24 protein-coding genes are annotated in these 20,391 nt (G+C 52.8%); 7 read left to right on the forward strand and 17 right to left on the reverse strand.

The features are described 5' to 3' along the window. Positions 1–22 precede the first annotated feature (22 nt). The 15 genes from MWU63_RS08240 to fabA all read right to left on the reverse strand — a co-directional run bounded on the left by MWU63_RS08240 (position 23) and on the right by fabA (position 13,144). A complete protein-coding gene (locus MWU63_RS08240; RefSeq protein ID WP_343229457.1) occupies positions 23–1,276 on the reverse strand; it encodes a TCR/Tet family MFS transporter in 1,254 nt (417 codons plus the stop codon). Positions 1,277–1,309: 33 nt separating this feature from the next. Then, positions 1,310–2,638 (reverse strand): lyase family protein, encoded by a 1,329-nt coding sequence (locus MWU63_RS08245; protein ID WP_247077520.1) that lies wholly within the window; start codon positions 2,636–2,638, stop codon positions 1,310–1,312. Then, positions 2,639–3,469, reverse strand: a complete 831-nt coding sequence (locus MWU63_RS08250; RefSeq protein ID WP_213889189.1) for a 3-keto-5-aminohexanoate cleavage protein — start codon at positions 3,467–3,469, stop codon at positions 2,639–2,641. Between the two features lie 5 nt (positions 3,470–3,474). Further along, positions 3,475–4,080: a protocatechuate 3,4-dioxygenase subunit alpha gene (gene pcaG / locus MWU63_RS08255; protein ID WP_213889187.1), complete on the reverse strand. Its 606-nt coding sequence runs from the start codon at positions 4,078–4,080 to the stop codon at positions 3,475–3,477. Then, entirely contained in the window at positions 4,080–4,811 is a 732-nt protein-coding gene (pcaH, locus tag MWU63_RS08260; RefSeq protein WP_213889186.1) for a protocatechuate 3,4-dioxygenase subunit beta, read from the reverse strand. Before pcaH ends, pcaG begins: the two co-directional genes overlap by 1 nt. Continuing rightward, on the reverse strand, positions 4,808–5,188 hold the full coding sequence (gene pcaC, locus MWU63_RS08265) for a 4-carboxymuconolactone decarboxylase (RefSeq protein ID WP_213889184.1): 381 nt from the start codon (positions 5,186–5,188) through the stop codon (positions 4,808–4,810). The genes pcaH and pcaC overlap by 4 nt, the downstream gene beginning before the upstream one ends. Further along, on the reverse strand, positions 5,181–5,975 hold the full coding sequence (pcaD, locus tag MWU63_RS08270) for a 3-oxoadipate enol-lactonase (RefSeq protein WP_213889183.1): 795 nt from the start codon (positions 5,973–5,975) through the stop codon (positions 5,181–5,183). The genes pcaC and pcaD overlap by 8 nt, the downstream gene beginning before the upstream one ends. Continuing rightward, the gene (pobA, locus tag MWU63_RS08275; RefSeq protein ID WP_213889182.1) at positions 5,975–7,144 is read right to left on the reverse strand and encodes a 4-hydroxybenzoate 3-monooxygenase; all 1,170 of its coding nucleotides are present in this window, start codon (positions 7,142–7,144) and stop codon (positions 5,975–5,977) included. Before pobA ends, pcaD begins: the two co-directional genes overlap by 1 nt. Before the next feature lie 99 nt (positions 7,145–7,243). After that, on the reverse strand, positions 7,244–8,239 hold the full coding sequence (locus MWU63_RS08280; protein ID WP_213889181.1) for a threonine/serine dehydratase: 996 nt from the start codon (positions 8,237–8,239) through the stop codon (positions 7,244–7,246). Then, positions 8,236–9,057, reverse strand: coding sequence for an alpha/beta hydrolase (locus MWU63_RS08285; RefSeq protein WP_247077523.1), 822 nt, complete (start codon positions 9,055–9,057; stop codon positions 8,236–8,238). Before MWU63_RS08285 ends, MWU63_RS08280 begins: the two co-directional genes overlap by 4 nt. A 3-nt stretch (positions 9,058–9,060) precedes the next feature. Continuing rightward, positions 9,061–9,750, reverse strand: coding sequence for a haloacid dehalogenase type II (locus MWU63_RS08290; RefSeq protein ID WP_213889177.1), 690 nt, complete (start codon positions 9,748–9,750; stop codon positions 9,061–9,063). Between the two features lie 296 nt (positions 9,751–10,046). After that, complete coding sequence (locus tag MWU63_RS08295; protein ID WP_213889176.1) at positions 10,047–10,439, reverse strand: GFA family protein; 393 nt, start codon at positions 10,437–10,439, stop codon at positions 10,047–10,049. A gap of 147 nt (positions 10,440–10,586) precedes the next feature. Next, positions 10,587–11,375 carry an SDR family oxidoreductase gene (locus MWU63_RS08300; RefSeq protein WP_213889175.1) on the reverse strand — a complete coding sequence of 263 codons (789 nt, stop codon included), beginning with the start codon at positions 11,373–11,375 and terminating at the stop codon, positions 10,587–10,589. Between the two features lie 9 nt (positions 11,376–11,384). Beyond that, complete coding sequence (gene fabB / locus MWU63_RS08305) at positions 11,385–12,611, reverse strand: beta-ketoacyl-ACP synthase I (RefSeq protein ID WP_213889174.1); 1,227 nt, start codon at positions 12,609–12,611, stop codon at positions 11,385–11,387. A gap of 20 nt (positions 12,612–12,631) precedes the next feature. Further along, a complete protein-coding gene (fabA, locus tag MWU63_RS08310) occupies positions 12,632–13,144 on the reverse strand; it encodes a bifunctional 3-hydroxydecanoyl-ACP dehydratase/trans-2-decenoyl-ACP isomerase (protein ID WP_213889173.1) in 513 nt (170 codons plus the stop codon). Positions 13,145–13,329: 185 nt separating this feature from the next. On the opposite strand from fabA, the gene irrA reads away from it, so the two are divergent. Then, positions 13,330–13,746 (forward strand): iron response transcriptional regulator IrrA, encoded by a 417-nt coding sequence (gene irrA, locus MWU63_RS08315; RefSeq protein ID WP_213889172.1) that lies wholly within the window; start codon positions 13,330–13,332, stop codon positions 13,744–13,746. A gap of 47 nt (positions 13,747–13,793) precedes the next feature. On the opposite strand, the gene MWU63_RS08320 is transcribed toward irrA, so the two are convergent. Next, a complete protein-coding gene (locus MWU63_RS08320) occupies positions 13,794–14,177 on the reverse strand; it encodes a hypothetical protein (RefSeq protein ID WP_247077534.1) in 384 nt (127 codons plus the stop codon). A 262-nt stretch (positions 14,178–14,439) separates the two neighbouring features. Between MWU63_RS08320 and MWU63_RS08325 the strand changes: the two genes are divergently transcribed. Then, a complete protein-coding gene (locus MWU63_RS08325; protein ID WP_213889170.1) occupies positions 14,440–15,243 on the forward strand; it encodes a cytochrome c in 804 nt (267 codons plus the stop codon). 3 nt (positions 15,244–15,246) lie between these two features. Here the strand turns inward: MWU63_RS08325 and MWU63_RS08330 are convergent, their stop codons facing one another. After that, positions 15,247–16,116, reverse strand: coding sequence for a hypothetical protein (locus tag MWU63_RS08330; protein ID WP_213889169.1), 870 nt, complete (start codon positions 16,114–16,116; stop codon positions 15,247–15,249). Positions 16,117–16,246: 130 nt separating this feature from the next. Here MWU63_RS08330 and miaB point away from each other — a divergent pair, with 130 nt between their 5' ends. From miaB to ybeY, 5 genes are all read left to right on the forward strand, one after another. Beyond that, positions 16,247–17,587 carry a tRNA (N6-isopentenyl adenosine(37)-C2)-methylthiotransferase MiaB gene (gene miaB, locus MWU63_RS08335; protein ID WP_213889167.1) on the forward strand — a complete coding sequence of 447 codons (1,341 nt, stop codon included), beginning with the start codon at positions 16,247–16,249 and terminating at the stop codon, positions 17,585–17,587. 314 nt (positions 17,588–17,901) lie between these two features. Further along, entirely contained in the window at positions 17,902–18,381 is a 480-nt protein-coding gene (locus tag MWU63_RS08340) for an OmpA family protein (protein ID WP_213889445.1), read from the forward strand. A 14-nt stretch (positions 18,382–18,395) separates the two neighbouring features. After that, entirely contained in the window at positions 18,396–18,692 is a 297-nt protein-coding gene (locus tag MWU63_RS08345; RefSeq protein WP_213889166.1) for a hypothetical protein, read from the forward strand. 148 nt (positions 18,693–18,840) lie between these two features. Next, positions 18,841–19,857, forward strand: a complete 1,017-nt coding sequence (locus MWU63_RS08350; protein WP_246531703.1) for a PhoH family protein — start codon at positions 18,841–18,843, stop codon at positions 19,855–19,857. Then, positions 19,844–20,359, forward strand: a complete 516-nt coding sequence (gene ybeY / locus MWU63_RS08355; RefSeq protein ID WP_213889161.1) for an rRNA maturation RNase YbeY — start codon at positions 19,844–19,846, stop codon at positions 20,357–20,359. The genes MWU63_RS08350 and ybeY overlap by 14 nt, the downstream gene beginning before the upstream one ends. Positions 20,360–20,391 lie beyond the last annotated feature (32 nt).

The raw sequence follows: 20,391 nt of genomic DNA on the forward strand, positions 1-20,391 counted from the left end.
AAAAACATGTCGCAAACAGAGATTATGGTGTTGAGGTTGCAACGCTACGGCGTGATGTCGCGAGAAAAACGAACGCGCAAAGTCCCATAAGCACCATCGAAAGCAAAAATGGTGCCCCGGGCAAATAGATCGGCGCCGCCGGGTTGCTGAAATAACTGAAGGTGGAGGTCATAATCAACGGCGACAGGATTGTGCCAATTGCGGCAACACTGGCCAGCACTCCCTGAAGTTCACCCTGCTGATCATCGCCCGCAATGCGTGAAATGATTCCTTGCATTGCAGGCCCAGCTATTGCGCCGAGTGCTGTCAGCGGTGTCAGTGCAAGAACCACCCAGCCATTTGTAATTGTGCCAATCGCAAGACAGGCGATCATGTTGAACAAAAAGCCTATAATCACAGTTCGACTTTCGCCCAAACGCGGAATGATCAGGCGTATCAGCCCACCCTGTACGATTGCGATGGAAACACCGAATGCAGCCAGAGAATAGCCGACCATCACCGGTTCCCAGCCAAAGCGTTCTTGTGTGAAATAGCTCCAGATTGCCGGATAAACGAAGAACGCAATCTGATAGAGGAAATACACCACAAGAAGACCTTTTAAGCCCGGCAAGTTCCCAATGTTTTTGAAGGCGCCAAACGGGTTCGCGCGTCGCCACATAAACGGGCGGCGGATGCGGTCAGTTACGGTTTCGGGCAGCACAAAATAGCCAAAGGCGAAGTTTAACCCCGCCAGCGCCGCAGCGGCGACAAAGGGCGCACGTGGCCCAAAGGTCGACAGCAAACCGCCAAACATCGGGCCAATCACAAAGCCAACGCCAAAAGCCGCGCTCATCAGCCCAAAATTCTGAGCCTTCTTTTCAGGGGCTGATATGTCCGCAACAAAGGCAGACGCGGTAGATTGCGTGGCGGCAGTGATGCCACCAATGATGCGTCCGACAAACAGCAGCCAGATCGTGCCTGCAATCGCCATGACCGCGTAATCCAGCGCCATGACAGCGAGTGAAATAAGTAAAACAGGACGGCGGCCAAACCTGTCGGACAAGCTGCCAACGACAGGCGAGAACAGGAATTGCATCACGGCGAAACTGGTCGCCAGCACGCCGCCCCATATAGCGGCAGACGCAAGATCACCACCCTGCACATCAATGATGAGATCCGGCATCACGGGCATGATCAGCCCAATACCCATGGAATCGATCATCAGCGTGATCAGGATAAACAACATGGGCAGGCGGTTGGACATGGTTTGCTCCGCGCGCGGCCCGGATGTCCGCACGTGCCGATGTAGATAGTGAACTACGCGGTTTAGTTAAAGAGCTTTAGCAGATTTCGCAAAGTCTCGTGCCTCCGCCGGGGCCTGTCCAAGCTGGGCAATGTGGGAAAACATTGTGCCAAAGTCAACGTCCGGCCACCGTTTCGATGCGAGCTTGCGTAAGGGTTCTCTTTGATCAAGCACTTGTTGGCAAAGCTCCTTTACAGCAGCCTGAGCATCTGGACGGGAAAGGCCGGGCACCAGCGCGAAAGACAACGCTTCGGCATAGATCAGGCCGGTGCCATCGTCGATATGGGCCGCCATTGCCGCATTGTTCGGGCTTAGGGTGTTCGCTAGTTCCGTCGCTGCCGATAGGGCGCGCGCAGTCGCCATGCACATCTGCGGCAGGCTCATCCATTCGCACATCCATGCCGCGCCGTCACGTTGTTGACGGTGCTTTGTGGCGGATTGCATGACATTGTTAAGGGCCGAGGTCTGTCCAGCCAAAGCAACCAGAAGCGAAGGCAAGACCGGATTTGATTTTTGCGGCATAGTCGAAGAACCGCCGCCCGAGGACAGTGATACCTCGTTGATCCCTGATTGTGTCATCAGCAAAATGTCTTCGCCGAAATTTCCAAGGCTGCCGGTAACAAGTGTCAGCCAGCCTGCAAGTTCTGCAAGACTATCGCGTGTCGAATGCCACGACCTTGCCGGATCATTCAGAGACAAGGCTTCTGCCAGGGCCGCGCGTATTTTAGGGCCGTCGTCACCCATTGCAGACAATGTTCCCGCCGCCCCGGAAAGAGAGACGTTCAGAAGGCGTGGGCGCAATACTGCCAGTCGATCAAGATGATTGATAAACGGGGTTCCCCAGCTCGCAACGACTGCGCCAAAACTTGTGACAGTGGCGGTCTGACCCCATGTCCGCGCCGCCATTGGCAAAGTTGCGTGCTCCTCAGCCAGTGAACCGAGGGTTTTGACGAGCGCTTTTATCCGTGTCTCGTAAATTGACAAAACCTGTCGAAGACGCAGCACAAGCCCGGTGTCTATTATGTCTTGCGATGTTGCGCCCCAATGCAGGTATTGTGCGTGTTCCGGTGCCTCCATTGCCTTGCGGAATGCAGCGACGAGGGCAGGGACGACGACAGCGTTTTTACCGGTTTCTGCTGACAGCCCACCGGGGTCGATCTGTATCTCAAGGCCAGCACGGTGAATGGCGGCAGCACTGATTTCAGGGATCATGCCAAGCTTGCCCTGCACCTTGGCAAGCGTGCCCTCGACCAGCATCATTGCCCGGACTTCTGCACTGTCAGTGAACAGCTTTCCTACCTCTGCGTCGTAAAACAAGTCACGGGTAATTGCGCTGTCAAAGGGTGTTGTTGCCATTTATGTGGCTCTCAAACCAAGAATTTTCCGCGCTTCCTGCCACGTTGCGACGGGGCGCTCATATTTTTCGCATAGGTCTACGGCGCGTTCCACAAGCGCTGCGTTTGACGGTGCAAGGTGATCGCGGTCAAGACGCATGTTGTCTTCTAATCCCGTGCGCGTGTGCCCACCGGCGGCTATCGACCATTCGTTGACCATGATTTGCCCCGGGCCAACACCAGCGCCACACCAAAGCGCATCAGGTGCGAGCCGGTTCAACGTTTTGATATAGAAATCAAAGATTTCCTTATCCACGGGCATAGCGTTCTTTACACCCATCACAAATTGAACGTAGAGCGGCCCGTTCAAACGGCCATCGGCCTGCATGCGTGTGGCCTGTACGATGTGCGAAAGATCAAAAGCCTCGATCTCGGGCTTCACATCATAGGTTTTCATTTCGGACGCGAGCCAATTCACAAGATCGGGTGGATTCTCATAAACACGAGTTGGGAAGTTGTTGGAGCCGACGGAAAGTGATGCCATATCTGGCCGCAACGGCAGCATGCCACCACGTTCGTTCCCGGCACCTGAGCGGCCACCTGTCGAAAGCTGGATGATCATACCGGGGCAGTGTTTTTCCAGACCTTCCTTGAGGCGGGCAAATTTTTCCGGGTCGGACGTTGGCGTTTCATCGTCGTTGCGCACGTGGCAATGGGCGATACTGGCCCCGGCCTCAAACGCGGCGTGGGTTGATTCAATCTGCTCAGAGATGGTGACCGGCACCGCCGGATTGTTAGCCTTTTTCGGCACAGATCCGGTGATGGCGACGCAAATGATACAAGGATTTTTCATGAGACCTATATATCCAGAAAAACGGTCTCGGCGTCACCCTGTAAGTGTATGTCGAAACGATAGATATCATCATTTTGTCGTGTTGCGATCAAAGTATCGCGACGATGAGCCTGTTCGATAAGGCCCAGAATCGGGTCTGCGGAATTGTCGCTGTCATCAAAGTACATGCGTGTACTTAGCCCGACATTGATGCCACGCGCCACGATCCAAAGATTCAGATGCGGTGCTTGTGTGGTTCCGTTTCGACCCGGTGTTGCGCCGGGCTTTACAGTATCAAAACCCCAGAGTCCGGTTCCGAAATTGGTGATCACCCGCCCCCAGCCACGAAAGCCGTCTTCAACCGCGCGGCCATCTTCGGGATGGGCATAGACCCCTTCTGCATTGGCCTGCCAGACCTCAAGCATAACATCTTTTACGGGTGCACCGGTTCCGTCATAGACATAACCTTCTACGCGAATACGTTCACCTTTTGCGTTTGGTCCTGCGATGTCCCAGCCAAGTTCCTGATCAAAAATCTCAAACCCTGCTGCGCCGGGGGCCAGTCCTATATGAACGTAAGGCCCTGCGGTTTGTGATGGGGTTTCCTTGAGGTAGTTAAGTTTCTGTACCATCAGTTCCCCTCCAGCCGGTTTTCAAACAGGGTAGAGCGCCGCCCGCGCAGCACAATATCAAACTTGTAAGCGATTGAATCCAGAGGGATGGTGGCGTTCATATCAAGAGCGGCGATCAGTTGATCTACAGCTTCGGGGTCAGGGATAGATTGCACAATAGGGCATTTCGCAATGAGCGGATCGCCCTCAAAATACAACTGTGTAATTAGTCGTTGCGCAAAGCCAGACCCAAAGATTGAAACGTGTATGTGCGCAGGTCGCCAACTGTTGATCCAATTGCGCCAGGGATATGCGCCGGGTTTTACCGTGCGAAAAAAGTAATACCCGTCCGCATCAGTCATCGTCCGCCCGCAACCACCGAAATTCGGGTCAATTGGGGCAAGATAGGTATCTTTCTTATGCCGGTAACGCCCGCCTGCGTTCGCCTGCCAAATCTCGACGAGCGTATGGGGAACGGGCCTTGCGTTTTCGTCGATCACGCGGCCATGCAGGATGATCCGCTCGCCAATCGGCTCGCCCCCATGTGTGAAATTGTTCAGCAGGTCATTGTCAATTTCCGCAATATCATTGTGGCTGAAAACCGGGCCTGTCACCTCTCCCAAAGCATTTTCAAGCGACAGCAAGGGCATGCGTGGCGAGCGCGACAATGACGTTTTATAGTCAGGAGCGAACGCTGGCGGATGCCACTGCCGGTCTCGCTGGTAGTATTCAGTGGGTGATCTGTTGGTCATAGTGTAACCCCCATTTCGTGATAGGTGTCGCGTGCGATTCTCAGCGCGTGGTTGGCCGCAGGAACCCCGGCGTAGATCGCGACGTGTAGCATGGCCTCGCGTACATCTTCGGGGCTGGCGCCGGTGTTTTCGGTGGCACGAATATGCATTGCAAATTCTTCCCAATGCCCAAGAGCCGCTAACAAAGTCAGCGTCAGCATTGAACGTTCGCGCGGCGTGATCGTGTCGCGCGCCCAGACAGTACCCCATGCCCCTTCGGTGATAAGCTCTTGAAAGGGCGTGTCAAAAGCGGTTTTAGCGGCCTCTGCACGGTCGACATGTGCATCGCCTAGAATTTCGCGGCGGGTTTTCATGCCGTCGTTGTATCGGTCAGACATGGCCGACCTCCTCCAGAAAAGCGGTCAGAACCTCTGCGTATTCATTTGGGTTTTCAACGCAGGGAAGGTGGCCCGCACCCCGGACCAGATGAAAGCGTGACCCCCTGATCAGATCAGCGGTTTCGCGCACCAGATCTGGCGGGGTAGACCCATCTTCGGAACCAGCAATCGCGAGCGTCGGCAACGTAAGCCGTGCCGTGCTGTCAAACAAATCTGTCTCGGAAATCGCGGCAGAGCAACCTGCATATCCGGCTGCCGGCGTCCGGCAGAGCATGTTGCGCCAGCCATCAAGCTCTGCAGCATTTTCCCGATGAAAGCGTTTGGAAAACCAGCGTTCAAGAATAGGTTGCTCGAGTGCCGCAACACCCCCTTTGCGAACCGTTTCGATACGGCCTTTCCAAATCTCGGGTGTGCCGATTTTTGCGGCTGTATTGGAAATGACCATGGCGCGAACAAGGTCCAGCCTTTCAGCCGCCAATCCTTGTGCAATCATTCCACCAATTGAAAGGCCAACAAAGACACAGCCTTTGACACCCAGCATATCAAGCAGACGCGCCGCGTCCTGAACCAGATCACCCATGAAATAGTCGCCCGCCGGGCAGGTCGTCAGCCCGTGGCCGCGTTTATCATAGCGTATTAATCGTAGTCCCGGCGGAAGCAGTGGAATGATTTGGTCCCATAGGCGAAAATCAGTCCCAAGTGAGTTTGCAAAAACAACAGGTGCGCCATTCCGGTCGCCTTCGTCCACATAGTGGACGTTGATATCGTTCAGTTGAGCCATCAACATCAGTACGGCAATCCTACATAATTTTGTGCGAGCAATTTCTGCGCTGTATCGCTTTCTTCCAATGCTTCAAGGTCGGCGTTTTGCATCTTCAGGTCAAACGGGCTTTGTTCCGGAAAGCGATGCAACAAATTCGTCATCCACCAGCTAAATCTTTCCGCTTTCCAAATACGCGCAAGCGCCTTTTCTGAATACCGTTCAATGCCTTCCATATCCTTGTCATGATAGGCGTGGATCAATGCATGATAAAGGTAGTGCACATCGGATGCCGCTGTATTAAGCCCCTTCGCCCCGGTTGGCGGAACAATATGGGCCGCATCACCGCACAGGAACAGCCGCCCCCACCGCATGGGCTCTGTTACGAAGCTACGCAATGGGGCAATGGATTTTTCGATTGAGGGTCCGGTGATCAGGGCCTCCGCTGTTTCCGCTGGAATGCGCCGCTTTAACTCTTCCCAGAATTGCGTATCTGACCAATCTTCTGGCCTGTCAGAAAGGGAACACTGCACGTAATATCGGCTGAGGTTTTCATTTCGCATGGAACACAGGGCAAAACCTCGGTCTGAATTTGCATAGATTAACTCATCATCCACCGGCGGCGTTTCTGAAAGCACGCCGAGCCAGCCAAAGGGATAGAGCTTTTCGTATTCTCGCCGGATCGTCAGTGGAATTGTCTGCCGACTGACGCCATGAAACCCATCGCATCCGGCAACGTAATCACATTCCAGCCGATACTCGGTTCCTTTCTGGCTGAACTTTACATAAGGTGCATCGCGATCAGCATCATGGATCACGACGTTTTCGACATTGAAAAAGGTTTCGGCACCCGCCGCTTCGCGGGCGTCATACAGATCGCGGGTCAGCTCAGTCTGGCCATAAATTGTTATCGGCGTATTGGTATGCTTTTTAAAATCAACACGAAATTGCCTGTCACCGTATGCGAAAATTGCACCGTCGTGTTGCTGCCCTTCTGCGGCCATCCGGGTGCCTACACCCGCTTCTTCCATCAACTGCACAAAACCTGTTTCGAGAACGCCTGCGCGAATGCGACCCAGCACATATTCGCGGGTCCTTCGCTCCAGCACCACTGCGTCTATGTCTTGCTTGTGCAACAACTGGCCAAGCAAAAGACCTGATGGACCACCCCCGATAATGACAACCTGTGTTCGCATAGAGCCCTCCCGGTAGCGGAACTATCGCACCAGCTAATTGTCAGTGTCAATTATTTAGGGATTGGCCTTCGCCGCTTTCTTAGCTGCGCCTTACAGTTTCTAGCTGTCAGTTGGATTGGGAGTTCCATATTTACGTAACGCATCCTGATAGACATCGGCGTCGACATTTCCTCCCGATGCAACGCAAATCACTGCATCACCCTTAATCTCATCCTGATGGAACAACGCAGAAGCAAGGGCGATTGCGCCTCCGGGTTCAAGAATAATTTTCAACCTCAGAAAGGCAAGGGCCATTGTTTTCAGGCATTCTTCATCCGTTGCAACAATTCCGGGGCCGCAAAGTCGCTGCATGATCGGGAAAGTAATCTGGCCGGGCGAAGGAGTTACAATTGCATCGCAAATGGATTGGTTGCCAGAGGCATTTGTTTCAATGTTCCCAGATAGCAGTGACCGGGTCGCATCATCAAAATTTTCAGGCTCTGCAGGACGCGCGCGCAAACCCGGAGCACGCGCTTCGAGTGCCAGCGCGATACCAGAAGTAAGGCCACCACCACCGCAGCAGACAATGACATCTGCCTTGTCAATGCCCTCGTGAGCCGCCTGCTCTGCTATTTCAAGGCCAGTTGTACCCTGGCCTGCGATGACCAAAGGCTCGTCATACGGCTTGATCAAAGTAAGGCCGCGTTCCTTTGATAACGTCTCCCCAATCGCATCGCGGTCTTCGCCGAAACGGTCATAAAGAACAACCTCTGCCCCCAACGCGCGGGTATTGTCGATCTTCAGGTGGGGCGCGTCATACGGCATCACTATGACGGATGGGACGCCATGCATGCGTGCGGCAAGCGCAACGCCTTGTGCATGGTTTCCCGAAGAAAAAGCGATCACACCCTTGGTTCGCACCGCAGGATCAAGCGCAGAAAGGGCTGACCACGCTCCGCGAAATTTGAAGGACCCGGTATGTTGAAGGCATTCAGGTTTCACAAAAACCCGGCGCCCGGCGATTTCATCCAGAAACGGCGAAGACAAAAGTGGGGTGCGCCGCGCGTGACCCTTTAGACGCTTAGCAGCCGCTTCGATCATTGTGATATCTGTCATCGGATTTTATCCAGAAATTGTGAAATGATTTCAAGGCTTTCAGGTTCGTCGAGAAAAGGCACATGCGCGCGGTCGGGGATATTAGCAAACACCATGTCAGGGCGGCGGCGCTGCATTTCAGAGGCCGTTTCCGGTGACAAAAGGTCAGAGTTTTCACCGCGGATCAGTGCCAGCGGCAACCCTTGAAGTGCATCAAAAAATGGCCAGAGGTCTAGGGCAGGCTGCGCGCTTGCAACTTCAACAGCGCGGCGTAGTTTTGCGTCATAGGTGATGCCAAGACCGTGGTCAGTTTCGACATAATGTTTGCGTACTTCATCGTCCCAGCGGGATATGGGAACATCGTGGAAACCGACCATAAACTTGGCCCGGGCAATTGCCGCATCTTCAAACGTTTTTTGCGGAGGGCGACGACCGAGGTAGGTCATAATGTTTCGCAGACCTTCGTGCGCAATCTCTGGGCCGATGTCATTCAGGCAAACGCCAAGCAGCCGGTCCTTAACTGTACCTGCCAGCCCCATCGCAATAAGCCCGCCACGCGAGGTGCCAAGAATGGCTGCCTTTTCAAGGCCCAGATGATCCATCAGTTCCAACACATCCCGTGCCTCTGTTGGAACAGTGTAGGTCGTATAGTCAGCATGCTCCGATGCGCCGCGGCCGCGATAGTCCGGCCTGATCACCCGGATGTTTTTTAAATGCGGAACGACATAATCGAAGTCAGTCGAGTTTCGCGTCAGGCCAGAGAGGCATAGCAAAGGAAGACCCTCGCCTTCATCCTGGAAGGCGAGGGTCAAACCATCAGAAGATGTGTAATATTTCATATGTTAAAGGCGCTGGGCTAGATCTGGGATCGTTGTAAGATTGCTCAGTATGTTATGCGGGACCCAGGGCAGTCTGTCTACCGGTTCATTTGCGCGATTGGCCCATGCAGTCTGGAAGCCATAACCTGTTGCAGCAGCAGCATCCCAACCATTTGAAGAGACAAACAAAACCTGATCAGGTTTTGTGCCAAACCGTTTGCCGACGAGGTCATAAACGCTGCGGTGAGGCTTGAAGACACCGACAGATTCAACCGACAAAACGTCGTCAAGCACGTCAGACAGGCCGGCGGATTTTACAGCGCCATCCAGCATTGCGGGGGAGCCGTTTGACAGAATCGCGGTTTGCATGCCGTTCTCTTTGAGTGTTGCCAGCATTTTGGGAACTTCGGGGTAAGCCGAAAGCTCCCAGTAAAGCTGCAACAGACGCTCTCTTAATTCGGCATCGCCATCAAGACCCGATGCTTCGAGTGCCCAGTCCAGCCCGTTTTGCGTGACATCCCAGAAATCTGCATGGGCATCAGCAACGGCGCGTAGCCAGGTGTATTGCAGTTGCTTCAACCGCCAGTCATTTGCAACTTTGGGCCAGAGGTCAGCGAACGCTTCGCGCCCCGGCTCTGCCGCTGCTTCACGCGCCGCAGCGGATACGTCAAACAGTGTTCCGTAGGCGTCAAAGACACAAGTTGTGATAGGCATGGTGTTCTCCTTGGTTGCGGCGAGATTGGCATAGCGATTTGGCGAGGAAAAGGGCCATTCACTTAATGGTTATATCCTGTCCCGATCATTGACGGGTCTGTGGCAGCAGAGTGTTAACAATTCGTAAACGAGGTATCGGGCCGCTCATAGAAGCCGGTAATACGTCAGCAATCGTGATCCTGAACCAGACCCATCAAAACCGTTGCAATAAGGCGGGGTCCATACACAATCCACACAGGATAAAGCTGACATCCCTTACTTTTAGCCGAATAACCGCTTTTCAAAGATTGCGGAATTTAATTCTCAGCCCTACCAGTGGTTTCACGACCGTGCTCGTACAGCCTCGTTTCCGGAAATGGAGGCAACCAAGACTCACGATGAACGGTCCAGCTTTCGTAAGTTGGCACGAGTTGGTCCGCAGCATCCAACGATCCCAAGTGCACTTCGATTTCGTCTTCGCTGCGTGCAAAAACTGACGAACCGCAACGTGGACAGAAAAATCTCCCGGCGTAGTTGCGTGTTTCGCCTTCGATTGTAACCGCATCCTGAGGGAACACCGCGGAAGCATAAAAGAGCGCCCCATGATGCTTACGACAACCTAGGCAGTGACAAAGGCCCACCCGGTATGGGTTTCCCAACGCAGTAAATTGCACGTTGCCACAAAGGCAACTTCCCGTGAACCGATCCATGGGGTGTCTCCTCAAAATCAAACGGTCGGGATATCTACAACGAATTCTGTCAGGCGTCTACGATTTGGTAAGCCCAACAGCGGACATTCCCTGAAAAGCCGGAGACGGTCACCAAGGGCTCAAAGCAGCCCTTGGTGCCTGTGTTACCTACAGGTTTTCAGGCTGTGGCATTCCCAAAACATGGTAGCCGCCATCAACCGTGATAATTTCACCCGTCGTGCAAGCCCCATATTCAGAGGCGAGGTAAACTGCAGTACCTCCGATTGCCTCCAACGTCGCATTGCTGCGCAGCGGGCTGTTCGCTTCTGTCTGGCGAAAGGTTTTGCGCGCGCCGCCTATCGCGGCTCCGGCCAGGGTTTTCATCGGGCCGGGGCTGATCGCGTTTACGCGAATACCTTCTGGTCCCAGGTCATTCGCAAGGTAACGCACAGAACTTTCCAGCGCGGCCTTCGCAACACCCATCACGTTGTAATACGGTGTCACCCGGTTTGAGCCTTGGTAGGTCAGGGTCAGGATTGTGCCGCCATCGCTCATTAGCGGGGCGGCCCGGCGTGCGACTTCGATCAGCGAGTAGCAGGAAATACACAGCGAATTTTTGAAGTTTTCGCGGCTTGTGTTGATGAAACGGCCCGTGAGTTCGTTTTTGTCAGAAAATGCGATTGCGTGGACGACAAAATCCAGGCTGCCCCAACGATCTTTGAGCGTCTGAAATGCCAGATCAAGCGATGCATCATTATTGACATCTGCATCGACCAGTATATCCGAGCCGAGGCTTTCCGCGAGCGGGGCGACCCGTTTTCCAAAAGCCTCACCCTGGTAGGTGAACGCCAGTTCTGCACCTTCGGCGGCCATCGCTTTTGCAATGCCCCAGGCTATAGAACGTTCGTTGGCGACCCCCATGATCAGGCCGCGCTTTCCCTTCATCAACTCAGGCATTTTATTTAATCATCCGTGATATTTGCTCATGATCAAGGTGGCATTTGTGCCGCCAAACCCAAAGCTGTTTGAAAGGACTGTATCAAGATTTACGTCATTCAGGCGCGTTGTCACAATTTCACCTTCATCAAGTGCCGGGTCAAGTTCGGTGATATTGGCAGACGCTGTGATAAAATTGTCTTTCATCATCAGAAGCGAATAGATTGCCTCGTGTACACCGGTTGCGCCCAGACTGTGACCTGTCAGCGATTTTGTAGAACTTATTGGCGGAGTGCTACCCCGGCCAAAGACGCGACGAACGGCTTCTATTTCGGTGACATCGCCTGCTGGCGTCGATGTGCCATGTGCGTTGATATAGTCGATTTTGCGATCGCCGATCGTGGATAGTGCCACTTTCATAGAACGTTCGCCGCCTTCGCCAGATGGTGCGACCATGTCGTAGCCGTCCGACGTCGCGCCATAGCCGGTGACTTCGGCGTATATCTTGGCTCCGCGTGCCAATGCGTGGCTTAGTTCTTCTAACACCAAGACACCGCCGCCGCCGCCTATGACAAAGCCATCGCGGGTCGCATCAAATGGGCGAGAGGCCGTTTCGGGCGTGTCGTTATACTTGCTCGACATCGCACCCATTGCGTCAAACAGGCAGGAAAGGGTCCAGTCGACCTCTTCGCCGCCGCCCGCAAAAACGATGTCCTGTTTGTCCATCTGAATTTGCTCGACCCCATTACCGATGCAATGCGCACTGGTAGAGCAGGCAGATGTTATTGAATAGTTTATACCCTTGATTTTGAAGGGCGTGGCAAGGCAGGCAGAATTGGTAGATGACATGCAGCGGGTCACCATAAAAGGACCCATACGCTTGGGTGCGCCTTTCTCTTTAACTGCTGTGAAAGCCGTAAAGAAGTTCGACGTAGATGGCCCGCCAGAGCCCATTACCAGCCCGGTGCGCGGGTTGGACACTTCATTGTCTTCGAGTCCGGAGTCGGCGATTGCCTGTTCCATCGCAAGATAATTATAGGCAGCACCCGGCCCCATAAAGCGAAGCTGGCGCTTGTCTATGGATTCAACCAGATCGATCTTTGGAATACCGGCAACTTGGCTGCGAAAACCATTCGCGGCATAGTTCTCCTCAAATATAACCCCGGATTTTCCTGCTTGCAGCGAAGCAGTAACCTCTTCGGCATTGTTGCCAATGGGTGAAATGATCCCTATTCCGGTGATAACGACGCGGCGCATGGGTAGTCCTTTCCTTGATGTCAGCTGGCGTCTGTTGCCAGGCCGACCTTCATATCTTTTACGAGATAGATCTCTTCGCCATCCGCTTCAACCCGGCCATCCGCGACGCCCATCTTCAGACGACGGTCGATCACCTTTGTAAAGTCCACGTAATAACGCAACATTTTGCGGTCGGGTTTGACCATGCCTTTAAGCTTCACTTCGCCCACGCCAAGGGCCATGCCCCTGCCTAGCATGCCGCGCCAGCCCAGATTGAAGCCGGTAAGTTGCCACAAGCCGTCAAGACCAAGACAGCCGGGCATGATTGGGTTGCCGGGGAAGTGGCATTCGAAAAACCACAGGTCGGGGGTAATGTCGAATTCAGCAACAACATGGCCTTTGCCATTGGCACCGCCATCCGCGCTGATTTCGGTGATGCGGTCCATCATCAGCATCGGGGGCAGCGGCAACTGAGCGTTACCGGGGCCAAAAAGTTCGCCCCGCGCGCACTTCAAAAGCCCCTCTTTGTCAAAACTGCTTGGATATTCGGCCATAGAGACCCGCCCCCTGTTCGTCATGTATTTGTTATCACCCGTTTAGCACCTGAAAAAGACGGGTGGCAAGGGTTGCAAATCCAACAAATAAAAAGGCTCTGGAGGGTAGTTGCAATTGAAAATCATTTGAAATTGGCGCGAATTCAGCCATATATGAGGTGGAAGCAACCGAAAGTAGTCCACTTATGACCATCCGCGCGACCGAGAGAGGTACATCCTGGCTTAGCAGCGCGGGCCTGCGCCCGACGCGTCAGCGCATGTCGTTGGCTACATTATTGGTGGGTGATGGCAATGATCGCCATGTGACGGCAGAAAGCCTGTATGCTGCCTCTGTTGCTACGGGTGACAAGGTGTCGCTCGCGACGGTCTACAACACGCTACGCGCGTTCTGTGACGCCGGATTGATGCGTGAGGTAACGGTGGATGGTTCAAAAAGCTATTTTGACACCAATATCACGGACCACCCGCATTTTTTCTGGGAAGACAGCCACGAGCTGACCGATGCCCCTGCGGAGCAACTCGTGATTTCACGCCTGCCCGAGGCACCCGAGGGTGCAGAAGTCAGCAAGGTTGACGTCGTGATCCGGGTGCGGCGGGTTTAGGACTACCTTCAATTTATGAATTGCGGGTAATACTCAAAAGCGCTGCTTTAGTCTAAAAACTTCTCCAAAATTTCTGCGATCCATGGATCAGTGTAGTCAGAAATCGGATCATCGCTTTTGTCTTTTGAATGGTGATATTCGCCTTCGTCAAAGGCGCTGAATACTTCATAGAACATTTCGGGTATTTTGAATTCTCCACGATGCTCGTGAAGAATTACAACCCAAAGATCATTTACAATTGCATCACAAATTTCAAAGGACAAACGTCCTTGGTGGTATTCCTTGGCCAAGTACAATGCGAGTTTTTCGTAGAAATCGGGTAGCGTAAGTGATTCCGCCACCGCCCAGCGGATAACGTCCTCTTTAACAATGCGGAAAGTCCCGTTCTCCGGGTGATCGTTCGGCATCATTTCATCAAGAACAGCTTTCATTTCAATTCCGTGTGCTGAGCTACAGATACGCATAACTGAATTCTGGTCGAAGCACCCAATCAACTTACGTTGAGAATTGTTATTGCAGGCCAATCGATAACCGCAGCTCAACAATGTGAAGATCCTTCAAAATTTCAGAAATTAACGTTGCACAGTTGAGTTCCGGAATCTCCAGCATCGTTAGATAAAACAATGCTAAACTGAATTTAGGGAACGTCGCGAATCGCTGCGCTTTTAAGGCGCGGAAACCTCGGGAGGGGATATGCGACTATTTTCGTTAAGTTTTTCAGCAATAGTAGTAACAGCTTTGGTTGCGGGTGCCGCGGGGCAGCTCGAAGCCAGTGAAGCGGAAAACCATGACTATTCGCATGGTGAAGAGGCACAAATGTTTGTGCACGGTGCTCCGGAAAATCCAACAGACGCTTGGACGCTCGCTGCGGGTGGGCGCATTTATGACAACTGGTGGGTTGCGCTTGATAGGGACGAGCCGGAAGGGACGCATCCCTCTTATCCCGCAACGGGCAAAAAGGACGGCTCAACAACATGGCGCTGCAAAGAATGCCATGGATGGGACTATCTGGGGGCTGAGGGCGTTTATCGTTCTGGCAGCCATTTCACGGGGATCAAAGGTATCTCCGAAGCTATTGGAATGGATGAGGCCGAGATAGCGACCACGATGAGGGCCCCCACACATGGTTTTACCGCTGAGATGATCAGTGACGAAGAACTGGCGCGCTTAGCGGCCTTCGTTTCCCGGGGTCAGATTGACATGGCGAATTACGTCGATCTCGCAACTCGAGAAATCATCGCAGGCGATCCAGACAGCGGACGCGCGATTTTTCAGACAACCTGTGCTGTATGCCATGGATTTGACGGGCGTAGTCTTGATTGGGGCGATGAAGATGGGCCTGCCTATGTCGGGACCGAAGCGGTTGCTGCTCCTGATGAAGTCATGAACAAGATTCTGAACGCCCATCCGGGTGTTGAAATGATCAATCTTCGTGTGTTTGGTCCTGACGTTGCAGGGGATGTGCTGAGTTACATCGCGACGCTTCCGCAGGAGTAGGCTCTAAAACCACTGCCCCGGCTCCATCAAGCCAAGATCCAGCAATTGCTGCGAATGCCACTCGAACGTTGTGGAATTGTGCCAGGTGAAGCTTTCGATATCAAACTTGCTGCCGGGGTTTGATTTCAGCGCTTTTGCAGTTCGGAAACTGCAAATTGACGCCGTGATGTTGTGGTGCCAGGGGCAAGCGTAGGTATTCATTTCTTCATCGTTGAAGGTATGGCTTGGCAGTAACCGCAATCCCGGTTTGCTTTTGAACAGGGCAATCCGGTCAATCTTGCGCCGGATCATCGGGATATGTTCCTCATACCGCCAGCGCAGCCCGCCAAAGAAATCAAGCTGGCGTTCCTTCGGATGAAAGTGATTGTCAGGGTCTTTGCGCGCGAGGGCGTAGTACCCAGTTTTATCCATATGTGCGTCTTCCAGCGAGACTGCGGTGGGGTATTCATTAAGATCGCCCGCATAGAGATCGACGACATAAGTTAAGACGGAATCCCGGCGCTCCTCAGAATTGAAGGCCAGCATTTCACCTATGCTGCGCGTTTCACAAAACGGATAGAAAAGATATTCGGCGTTGTAGCAGTAGTAGATCCAGACATCTGGCGCGGCGTCATTGATGGCGTTCACCGCCGTTTCCGTCGCGCCATTTTCGTGCATATTAAACGGAATGCGATGTATTGCCTTTTCCAGAACGTCAGGAAGCTCTAACTCCGGCGGAGCAAAAACCAATGTCTCTTTGAACCCGGCCTGCTGGTGGTGTCGGATGGTTGTGTCGACTTCGACCAGATCTTCGACAAGAATCAGCGCAATCGGGCCTTTGGCCAGCACCTCTTTGCCTTTTGACAGAAAATCCTTGAGATCGTTGTAGATCATTTGCCTGCTGCCCGCCTTTTGCCGGTCCGTTTTGTCCAAAATCGATTAATTTTCTGTTCATTGCAAGCGTTGCAGCCGCGCTTCTCTTTCTATAGGAAGCTCCACTGAACAGATGTAAAGGCTAAGGGCCATGTCGGACGCAAAGAAACTTTTCATCAAGACCTATGGCTGTCAGATGAATGTCTATGACAGCGAACGAATGGCTGAGGCGCTGGGCACCTCGGGTTACACAACAACAGATGTAGTTGAAGACGCGGATATGATTCTGCTGAACACCTGTCACATTCGTGAAAAGGCGGCGGAAAAAATTTATTCGGAACTTGGGCGATTTAAAGGGCTGAAAGCAGAAAACCCGGACCTGAAGATCGGTGTTGCCGGTTGCGTCGCACAGGCCGAAGGGGCCGAAATTATGCGGCGTCAACCGATGGTCAATCTGGTTGTTGGGCCACAGACCTATCACCGCTTGCCAGAAATGATGCTCGAGGTTGAGGCCGGTAAGAAGGCGCTGGACACGGATTTCCCTGAGGAAGACAAGTTTGATCACCTTGCAAAACGCCCCAAGGCAAAACGCGGCCCGACTGCTTTTCTGACGGTGCAGGAGGGATGCGATAAGTTCTGTGCGTTCTGTGTGGTGCCCTACACCCGCGGTGCAGAGGTCAGCCGCCCGGTTGACCGAATTCTCGGCGAAGCGCGAGACTTGGTCGAACGGGGTGTTCGCGAGATTACCCTATTGGGTCAGAATGTGAATGCCTATCACGGTGCAGGAGAAGGTGGCGACTATACATTAGCGCGGCTCATCTGGGTGCTGAATGACATCGACGGTCTGGAACGTATTCGTTTTACCACAAGCCACCCCAACGATATGGATGACACGTTAATCGAAGCGCATGGTGCCTGTGAAAAACTGATGCCCTACCTGCATCTTCCGGTTCAATCTGGCAGCGATAAGGTTCTGAAAGGAATGAACCGCAAACATACCGCCAAAGAATATCTGCGCATTATTGAGCGTATTCGCAAAGCACGCCCGGATATTTTGCTATCCGGAGACTTTATTGTCGGGTTTCCGGGTGAAACTGAAGATGATTTTCAGGACACCATGCGCTTGATCGAAGAGGTGCGTTACGGACAGGCCTATTCCTTTAAGTATTCTACGCGCCCCGGGACGCCCGCAGCAGAGCGCGCGCAGGTGGATGAAGCCGCGAAGACAGAGCGTCTCTATCGCCTTCAAGCGCTTCTTGCACGTCAGCAGAGCGAGATTCAGAACGAAATGATTGGTCGCGATGTGAAGGTTTTGTTTGAAAAACCAGGGCGGCTGGATGGCCAAATGGTCGGAAAATCTGAGTATTTGCATGCTGTGCATGTCAGCGATCCGAATATTGCGACTGGCGATATCAAATGGGTGAGAATCACCGGGAGCGAGCGAAACTCTCTGGGTGGCGAAATCCTGGAAAAGACAGCTCCAGTTTCCTGACGTTAACGATTTTGACAGTATCGTGAAGGTATTTTCAGCGATATGTCGAGACAATGTACCTAAAGTTGTATCAGTGTTTCCTGATTGGACACGATGAACTGACCTAGTGCATTCTTTTTATTGTAAAATTTGCTAATATCCTCCTGATTTTGTGGCGGCACAGAACCGGGAAAATACATCCTGTGGTTTCTCCGCTGCACCAATTGAGAACAAGGATGTAAGCGGTGTTGATCAGATATTTAAAAAGCATTCGGTTCGTGCTGGGGGGCGTTTCTGCTCTTGCACTGACGTTTGCATTTTTGGCTGGCCCGAGTATGGCGCAGCAAACCGTGAGAGGGGAACGTTATGTCCCGACGATCTGGGTTGATCCGGATGGTTGCGAACATTGGGTGATGGACGACGGTTGGGAAGGTTACATGGATAACCACCTCAATCGCGATGGTACGCCAGTATGTCGCCAACTGGATACCTGTGCTGTGATGAGTTCTGACCAGTTGTTTGCAACGGACCGCTATTCAATCAACGCAACAAACCGCCAGCGTCTTGCAGAGTTCTTCCGTCAGGATGGCGTGAATTCCTACATTGTCATTGGTCACACTGATAGCCGCGCGAGTGATCAGTACAACATGCGCCTTTCCGAAAACCGGGCAAACGCTGTTGCGAGCATTGCGCGTAGCGCAGGTGCAAGTGTTGCCGATGTGCGCGGTTATGGCGAACGACAGCCACGTGCTACCAACACGACCGCTGCGGGCATGCAGCAGAACCGCCGCGTCGAAATCATTTGTGTCCGCTGAAGGAGAGAACCGACATGAAAATCTTACATGGTTTTACAATTCTCGCCTCTGTAGCAGTTCTTTCTGCATGCACAGAAAAAGTAGACAAAACCGTTGACCGCTTTGTTGACTCAAAAGACCTGACCGAGCTTCAAGCGGGAATCTGGATTGACCCGAATGGGTGCGATCACTGGATTATTGATGATGGCATCGAGGGTTATCTTAGCACAAGGCTTGATCGTCTTGGCCGTCCGGTCTGTTCCGGCTCTGCCCCGCCAAGCACAGCAATCGGCGGGTATCATGATGGGACAACCATTGGCGACCCGATCTGATATCTAAACACACCCAGAAAACCAAAATAGCCGCGATCAGTCTTCGCGGCTATTTTGTTGCAGTTACGTGATGTTTTGCAATGTGTGCTTGCACACCGGCGCGCGACTTGGCACCATCGGTCTTAACTTGCACCCAACGGAGATATTTTTGGATATTCGTGCGTTGACACCACCGCCAAACACAGAAGAGGCAGAAGAAACTCTTCTGGAATTCCCTGATAATCGGTTATTGATCGACCTTTGTGGTGAGTTTGATAAAAATTTAACTCAGATTGAAGAAAAATTATCGGTGCAGATTTTGCGCCGGGGAAATCTGCTTGCGGTTCTGGGCGAGTCGGGAGCACGTGAAAAAGCGGCCGAGGTATTGCAGGCGCTATACGTTCGGCTTGAAGCCGGGCAAAGCTTTGAGCCCGGCGATATCGACGGTGAAATTAGAATGGGTGATTCTGAAAAGGACACTGGAATCCGCGATGGCGACCAACTGGAAATGTTCCGGGGAGGTCGGGTTGAGATAAACACCCGAAAAAAAACCATTGTACCGCGTACTGAAGCGCAGAATGCCTATGTGCAGGCGCTTTATCAGAATGAAATGGCTTTTGGCATCGGGCCTGCCGGGACGGGTAAAACATATTTGGCCGTCGCGGTTGGTGTCAGTATGTTTATCGGTGGCCATGTCGACAGAATTATCCTCTCGCGTCCCGCTGTCGAGGCCGGTGAAAGGTTGGGGTTCTTACCGGGCGACATGAAAGAAAAGGTCGACCCCTTCATGCAACCCCTTTACGACGCGTTGGCTGATTTTCTGCCAGGCAAACAGGTTGCGAAGCTTATCGAGGATAAACGGATCGAGATTGCGCCGCTTGCGTTTATGCGTGGGCGAACGCTGTCCAACGCTTTTGTCGTGCTTGACGAAGCACAGAACGCCACAACCATGCAGATGAAAATGTTCCTGACCCGCCTTGGTGAGGGGTCACGGATGGTTATTACCGGTGACCGTTCACAGGTGGACCTGCCGCGTGGTGTGACAAGTGGATTGCATGATGCTGAACGGTTGCTCAAAGATATCGATAGCATATCGTTTAATTATTTTACTGCCAAAGATGTCGTGCGGCATCCGTTGATCGCAAAAATCATTGAAGCTTATGATCGCGACGATGCCCGCCTCTGATCTTGTTGACACAATTGTTGAAGACGAGCGCTGGGATGCGTTGAACCTTGAGGCGCTTTCTCAGGCCGCTGCGACTGCGACGTTGAAGCATTTGGCGCATGATCCGCAGAAATTTGAAATTTGCGTTATGGGGTGCAACGACGCCAGAATAGCAGAGTTGAACAGCGAATTTCGGGAAAAGCCAACGGCAACAAATGTGTTGTCCTGGCCCAGCGAAGACCGCGCCGCAGATCAACCCGGTGGCACGCCCGCACCGCCAGGAAAAGATCCGACCGGAATGCCAGTAGAACTTGGTGATATTGCAATTTCGTATGAGACGTGCTTATCCGAAGCGAACGCAGCCGCAAAATCGCCTAAAGAACATGTTACCCATCTAATTGTGCATGGGGTCTTACATCTGTTGGGTTATGATCACATATGCGAAGAAGATGCAGCCCTTATGGAGGGGGTGGAGAAAGAGATACTTGCGGATTTGGGAATTGCAGACCCATATAATATTTAGGACACTAATTGTGTCGGAACACTTGGAAAGGA

It is taken from the genome of Pseudohalocynthiibacter sp. F2068, assembly GCF_023015645.1.
Lineage (GTDB): Bacteria > Pseudomonadota > Alphaproteobacteria > Rhodobacterales > Rhodobacteraceae > Pseudohalocynthiibacter > Pseudohalocynthiibacter aestuariivivens.

Excerpts from the sequence above, each read along its gene's own strand:
- pcaH (WP_213889186.1), bottom strand. The coding sequence starts at position 4,811 with ATGACCAACAGATCACCCACTGAATACTACCAGCGAGACCGGCAGTGG.
- MWU63_RS08325 (WP_213889170.1), top strand. The coding sequence starts at position 14,440 with ATGCGACTATTTTCGTTAAGTTTTTCAGCAATAGTAGTAACAGCTTTG.
- MWU63_RS08345 (WP_213889166.1), top strand. The coding sequence starts at position 18,396 with ATGAAAATCTTACATGGTTTTACAATTCTCGCCTCTGTAGCAGTTCTT.
- fabB (WP_213889174.1), bottom strand. The coding sequence starts at position 12,611 with ATGCGCCGCGTCGTTATCACCGGAATAGGGATCATTTCACCCATTGGC.
- miaB (WP_213889167.1), top strand. The coding sequence starts at position 16,247 with ATGTCGGACGCAAAGAAACTTTTCATCAAGACCTATGGCTGTCAGATG.
- MWU63_RS08320 (WP_247077534.1), bottom strand. The coding sequence starts at position 14,177 with ATGAAAGCTGTTCTTGATGAAATGATGCCGAACGATCACCCGGAGAAC.
- MWU63_RS08295 (WP_213889176.1), bottom strand. The coding sequence starts at position 10,439 with ATGGATCGGTTCACGGGAAGTTGCCTTTGTGGCAACGTGCAATTTACT.
- pcaG (WP_213889187.1), bottom strand. The coding sequence starts at position 4,080 with ATGGTACAGAAACTTAACTACCTCAAGGAAACCCCATCACAAACCGCA.
- MWU63_RS08245 (WP_247077520.1), bottom strand. The coding sequence starts at position 2,638 with ATGGCAACAACACCCTTTGACAGCGCAATTACCCGTGACTTGTTTTAC.
- pcaD (WP_213889183.1), bottom strand. The coding sequence starts at position 5,975 with ATGTTGATGGCTCAACTGAACGATATCAACGTCCACTATGTGGACGAA.
- pcaC (WP_213889184.1), bottom strand. The coding sequence starts at position 5,188 with ATGTCTGACCGATACAACGACGGCATGAAAACCCGCCGCGAAATTCTA.
- MWU63_RS08250 (WP_213889189.1), bottom strand. The coding sequence starts at position 3,469 with ATGAAAAATCCTTGTATCATTTGCGTCGCCATCACCGGATCTGTGCCG.
- MWU63_RS08330 (WP_213889169.1), bottom strand. The coding sequence starts at position 16,116 with ATGATCTACAACGATCTCAAGGATTTTCTGTCAAAAGGCAAAGAGGTG.
- pobA (WP_213889182.1), bottom strand. The coding sequence starts at position 7,144 with ATGCGAACACAGGTTGTCATTATCGGGGGTGGTCCATCAGGTCTTTTG.
- MWU63_RS08340 (WP_213889445.1), top strand. The coding sequence starts at position 17,902 with ATGGCGCAGCAAACCGTGAGAGGGGAACGTTATGTCCCGACGATCTGG.
- MWU63_RS08280 (WP_213889181.1), bottom strand. The coding sequence starts at position 8,239 with ATGACAGATATCACAATGATCGAAGCGGCTGCTAAGCGTCTAAAGGGT.
- irrA (WP_213889172.1), top strand. The coding sequence starts at position 13,330 with ATGACCATCCGCGCGACCGAGAGAGGTACATCCTGGCTTAGCAGCGCG.
- MWU63_RS08290 (WP_213889177.1), bottom strand. The coding sequence starts at position 9,750 with ATGCCTATCACAACTTGTGTCTTTGACGCCTACGGAACACTGTTTGAC.
- ybeY (WP_213889161.1), top strand. The coding sequence starts at position 19,844 with ATGCCCGCCTCTGATCTTGTTGACACAATTGTTGAAGACGAGCGCTGG.
- MWU63_RS08300 (WP_213889175.1), bottom strand. The coding sequence starts at position 11,375 with ATGCCTGAGTTGATGAAGGGAAAGCGCGGCCTGATCATGGGGGTCGCC.
- fabA (WP_213889173.1), bottom strand. The coding sequence starts at position 13,144 with ATGGCCGAATATCCAAGCAGTTTTGACAAAGAGGGGCTTTTGAAGTGC.
- MWU63_RS08285 (WP_247077523.1), bottom strand. The coding sequence starts at position 9,057 with ATGAAATATTACACATCTTCTGATGGTTTGACCCTCGCCTTCCAGGAT.